Source organism: Micromonospora sp. HK10, assembly GCF_000982955.1.
GTDB lineage: Bacteria > Actinomycetota > Actinomycetes > Mycobacteriales > Micromonosporaceae > Micromonospora.
The window spans coordinates 1-4,023 of record NZ_KQ058746.1; the positions used below are offsets into that span (position 1 = coordinate 1).

Sequence of the window (4,023 nt, forward strand, 5' to 3'; positions counted from 1 at the left end):
TTCCGTCATCAAGTCGGTAGCGGCCAAGGAGCCCTACCGCGCCAGTCCGCCGCACGGCGGTCGGCTCGGCCAGCCCCGCCCTCCTGGTCGGCCGCTGCCAGACCAGCCAGTGGCGCCCGGTCAGCGGCCCGGCCCTCGGCGTTCCTTGGGCGGCGCACCGTGCCGCTGCAGGGCCTTGCGGGACGGGCCGCCCGGCGGCGGCAGCGGGCCCTTGACCGGGTCGTGGCCCCAGTTCATCAGCGAGTACCGCCAACGGGTCCGGCTGACGTCGCCACTGGGCCGCTGGGCCATGTGCCGCCGGACGTACCCGACGACCTTGCGCATGTGCCGGTAGTCGGCCTCGGATAGCTGGTCGCGCTTGCGCCGCAACAACTCGATGATCTTCCGGCCGGACTCGTGGCCGACCGACTCGCCGCCCTTGGTGCCCTTCTTCCGCCAGCCGACGTGCTTGGACTCGTCGGTCTCCAGCCAGCTGCGCAGCTCGCCCGGCTTCATGTTCACCGCCTCGGTGAACTCGCGGTAGGTCTGCTGCGGATCGTCACTGGGGCTCATGGCGCAGCACCTCCGGGCGGTGGGCGACGTCCCGGCCCGAGTCGTCGTTTCGGATCCGGTACTGCGGCTCCTGCGGTGAGGCGTTCACCGCGTGCCCGCGTACGTGCGTCCGTTCGGTCAGCTTCTCCCTGACGACCCCGTACGCCCGGCCGCTGTGGCTGGCCCAGGAGACGTGGTCGCCGGTGTGGAACTCCTGCTCGGCCATGTGCTGCGGGTACCCGGGGCGGCCGGGCGGAAACGGTGGCTCGCCGGGGACCCGGCGGAGCGGTCACCCCGGCGCCACGTCAGGGCGTGATCCCACGCAGGGTCATCGCGCCGGTTTCTCGGCCAAGAAGATCGCGGTGCCGGGGAAGAGCCGGCCGCGCAGCGGGCTCCACTGCCCCCAGATCCCCTCGTGCCCCGCCGGCCACTCCGGCTCCACCAGGTCCAGCAGCCGGAACCCGGCGCCGACCAGCTCGCGGACCCGGTCGCCGAGGGTGCGGTGCTGCTCGACGTAGGTCGCCGTCCCGTGCTCGTCCTGCTCGACGTAGGGCGAGCGGTCGAAGTACGAGTGCACGGCGGTCAGCCCGCCCTCGCCCGGGTCGTCCAGGAAGATCCAGCGCATCGGGTGGGTGACCGAGAAGACCCACCTTCCGCCGGCGCGCAGCACCCGGGCGACCTCGCGCATCACCGCCGCCGAGTCGTCCACGAACGGGATCGCCCCGAACGCGGTGCAGACGGTGTCGAACGCCGCGTCGGCGAAGGGCAGGGCGAGCGCGTCGGCCTGCACCAGCGGCACCCGTACACCGGTGCGCCCGGCCGCCTGCGCGGCGTGCCGCAGCATGCCCGCGGAGAGATCCAGCGCGACCGGCCGGGCGCCCTGGGCGGCCAGCCAGCGGGCCGCGGCGGCGGCGCCGCAGCCGAGTTCGAGGGTCCGGCGGCCGGCGACGTCGCCGAGCAGGCGGGCGTCGGCCTCGCGCAGCCCTTCCGGGCACCAGACGAAGTCCACGTCGCCGAGGAACGCGCCGTGTTCGGCCTGGTAGCCGTCGGCGTCGGCGTCCCACCAGCCACGATTCGCCCGGCGGATCTCGGCCGCGCCCGCCCGGCGCCGGATCACCCTGTCGTCGTCCACCCGCTCACGCTAGGCCCCCGCCGGCCGTGACCCACCGGCGGCACCGGCCGGGCCGTGGGGCGGTCCGGGGCGGCGGTGGGACGTCCGGGGTCGATGTGACGGATGAGACAGCTGTGGCGCCTTACCGCGTGAAATCTCCGCTTTCGCAAGTTACGCGGTCGCGAGGACCCGGGAGGGCTTGCACGCTGTGGTAATGCAGCGGGTAGGCTAGAGGATGCGCTCGCGGATCGTGTGCCTCGGCAGGGAGCAGGTGCGCGGTCACCGGAGCCACTAATGATCTTCTCATGGCGATCGTTCGGTGTGCCCGGCGACGGATCCGTTGGCGCGGACTGAGTCACCGCGACGCCCACGCCTGCTGTGACACCCATCCGACCGGAGCAACCGCCCACATGACGAGCAGCATCGAGGCCACCTCGAGCGCCAACAAGGTCACCGTCGACGACCTCGGCTCTGAGGAAGCTTTCCTCGCCGCGATCGACGAGACCATCAAGTACTTCAACGACGGCGACATTGTCGAAGGCACCGTCGTCAAGGTCGATCGGGACGAGGTCCTGCTCGACATCGGCTACAAGACCGAGGGCGTGATCCCCTCTCGGGAGCTGTCGATCAAGCACGACGTGGACCCGGCCGAGGTGGTTTCGGTCGGCGACCACATCGAGGCCCTTGTCCTTCAGAAGGAGGACAAGGAGGGTCGCCTGATCCTCTCCAAGAAGCGGGCGCAGTACGAGCGGGCCTGGGGCACGATCGAGAAGATCAAGGACGAGGACGGGGTCGTCCGCGGCTCGGTCATCGAGGTCGTCAAGGGTGGTCTCATCCTCGACATCGGCCTGCGCGGCTTCCTGCCCGCCTCGCTCGTGGAGATGCGGCGGGTGCGCGACCTGCAGCCGTACGTCGGCCGCGAGCTCGAGGCCAAGATCATCGAGCTGGACAAGAACCGCAACAACGTGGTCCTGTCCCGCCGGGCCTGGCTGGAGCAGACGCAGTCCGAGGTGCGTACCGAGTTCCTCAACAAGCTGCAGAAGGGCCAGGTCCGCAAGGGCGTCGTCTCCTCGATCGTCAACTTCGGCGCGTTCGTCGACCTGGGCGGCGTGGACGGCCTGGTGCACGTCTCCGAGCTCTCCTGGAAGCACATCGACCACCCCTCCGAGGTCGTCGAGGTCGGCCAGGAGGTCGAGGTCGAGGTCCTGGACGTCGACCTGGACCGCGAGCGGGTCTCGCTGTCGCTGAAGGCGACCCAGGAGGACCCGTGGCGGCAGTTCGCCCGTACCCACGCGATCCAGCAGATCGTGCCGGGTAAGGTCACCAAGCTCGTGCCGTTCGGCGCCTTCGTCCGGGTGGACGACGGCATCGAGGGCCTGGTCCACATCTCCGAGCTGGCCGAGCGCCACGTGGAGATCCCGGAGCAGGTCGTCCAGGTCGGCTCCGAGGTCATGGTCAAGGTCATCGACATCGACCTCGAGCGTCGCCGGATCTCGCTGTCGCTCAAGCAGGCCAACGAGGGCTTCGTCGAGGGCGAGGAGCACTTCGACCCGACCCTCTACGGCATGGCCGCGACCTACGACGAGCAGGGCAACTACATCTACCCGGAGGGCTTCGACCCGGAGACGGGCGAGTGGCTCGAGGGGTACGACAAGCAGCGCGAGACCTGGGAGAACCAGTACGCCGAGGCCCGTCAGCGCTGGGAGGCCCACACCAAGCAGGTGCAGTCCTCCCGGGCCGCCGACGCCGAGGCCGCTGCCAACCCGGCTCCGGCCCCGACCGGCGGCACCACCACCTCGACCTCGGCCCCGAGCCGGCAGGCCGAGGAGCCGGCCGGCACCCTGGCCACCGACGAGGCGCTCGCCGCCCTGCGGGAGAAGCTCGCCGGCGGCAAGTGATCCCGTGACGACCTCCGCCCGGCGTCCCTGACGCCGCGCGGGGCCGTCGTCGACCACCGTGGGCCCCGTCCCCGCCGATCCGGTTCCACCGGGTCGCCGGAGGCGGGGCTCACGCCTGTCTCCGCCCCGCCTGTCTCCGCCCCGCCCGTGGCGCGCCGCCCGTGCCGTGCCGCCCGTGCCGTGCCGGTCCAACCGGACCGTGGCGGTCCTGCCGGGATGTGGCGGTCTTGCCCGGCCGTGCCGGTCCTGCCGCCCGACGGCCCTGCAGACCGGTTCCCGGTCGTCGGCGGGCGGCCACTGCCATGCCCCGTCCCGTGATCGACCCCGATCGCGGCATGTCGTGCTGTCCGGACTTGGGGATGGGCCGGTTTGCCGCAGCCTGGGTTGATCAAGGTGGGGCGGCTGTAACGGCTCGTCGCCGTTGATCGACTCGGGTTTGCCGCATGTCGTGCTGTCCGGGCGGGGGGGTGTCCCTATGGGTTT

Annotated in this window: 4 protein-coding genes; 1 reads left to right on the forward strand and 3 read right to left on the reverse strand. The window is 71.4% G+C overall.

Annotated features, from left to right (window positions below; translation table 11 throughout):
* Positions 1-120: 120 nt before the first annotated feature.
* The 3 genes from LQ51_RS09125 to LQ51_RS09135 all read right to left on the reverse strand — a co-directional run bounded on the left by LQ51_RS09125 (position 121) and on the right by LQ51_RS09135 (position 1,663).
* The gene (locus LQ51_RS09125) at positions 121-552 is read right to left on the reverse strand and encodes a DUF3140 domain-containing protein (RefSeq protein ID WP_046564274.1); all 432 of its coding nucleotides are present in this window, start codon (positions 550-552) and stop codon (positions 121-123) included.
* Positions 539-757: a hypervirulence associated TUDOR domain-containing protein gene (locus tag LQ51_RS09130; RefSeq protein WP_046564275.1), complete on the reverse strand. Its 219-nt coding sequence runs from the start codon at positions 755-757 to the stop codon at positions 539-541. The genes LQ51_RS09125 and LQ51_RS09130 overlap by 14 nt, the downstream gene beginning before the upstream one ends.
* A 102-nt stretch (positions 758-859) precedes the next feature.
* Positions 860-1,663, reverse strand: coding sequence for a class I SAM-dependent methyltransferase (locus LQ51_RS09135; protein ID WP_046564276.1), 804 nt, complete (start codon positions 1,661-1,663; stop codon positions 860-862).
* Between the two features lie 284 nt (positions 1,664-1,947).
* On the opposite strand from LQ51_RS09135, the gene rpsA reads away from it, so the two are divergent.
* Complete coding sequence (gene rpsA / locus LQ51_RS09140; protein ID WP_197087605.1) at positions 1,948-3,540, forward strand: 30S ribosomal protein S1; 1,593 nt, start codon at positions 1,948-1,950, stop codon at positions 3,538-3,540.
* Positions 3,541-4,023 lie beyond the last annotated feature (483 nt).

What these genes read in the sequence shown, in the direction of transcription:
- LQ51_RS09125 (WP_046564274.1), bottom strand. Translation starts at nt 552, where the DNA reads ATGAGCCCCAGTGACGATCCGCAGCAGACCTACCGCGAGTTCACCGAG.
- LQ51_RS09130 (WP_046564275.1), bottom strand. Translation starts at nt 757, where the DNA reads ATGGCCGAGCAGGAGTTCCACACCGGCGACCACGTCTCCTGGGCCAGC.
- rpsA (WP_197087605.1), top strand. Translation starts at nt 1,948, where the DNA reads ATGGCGATCGTTCGGTGTGCCCGGCGACGGATCCGTTGGCGCGGACTG.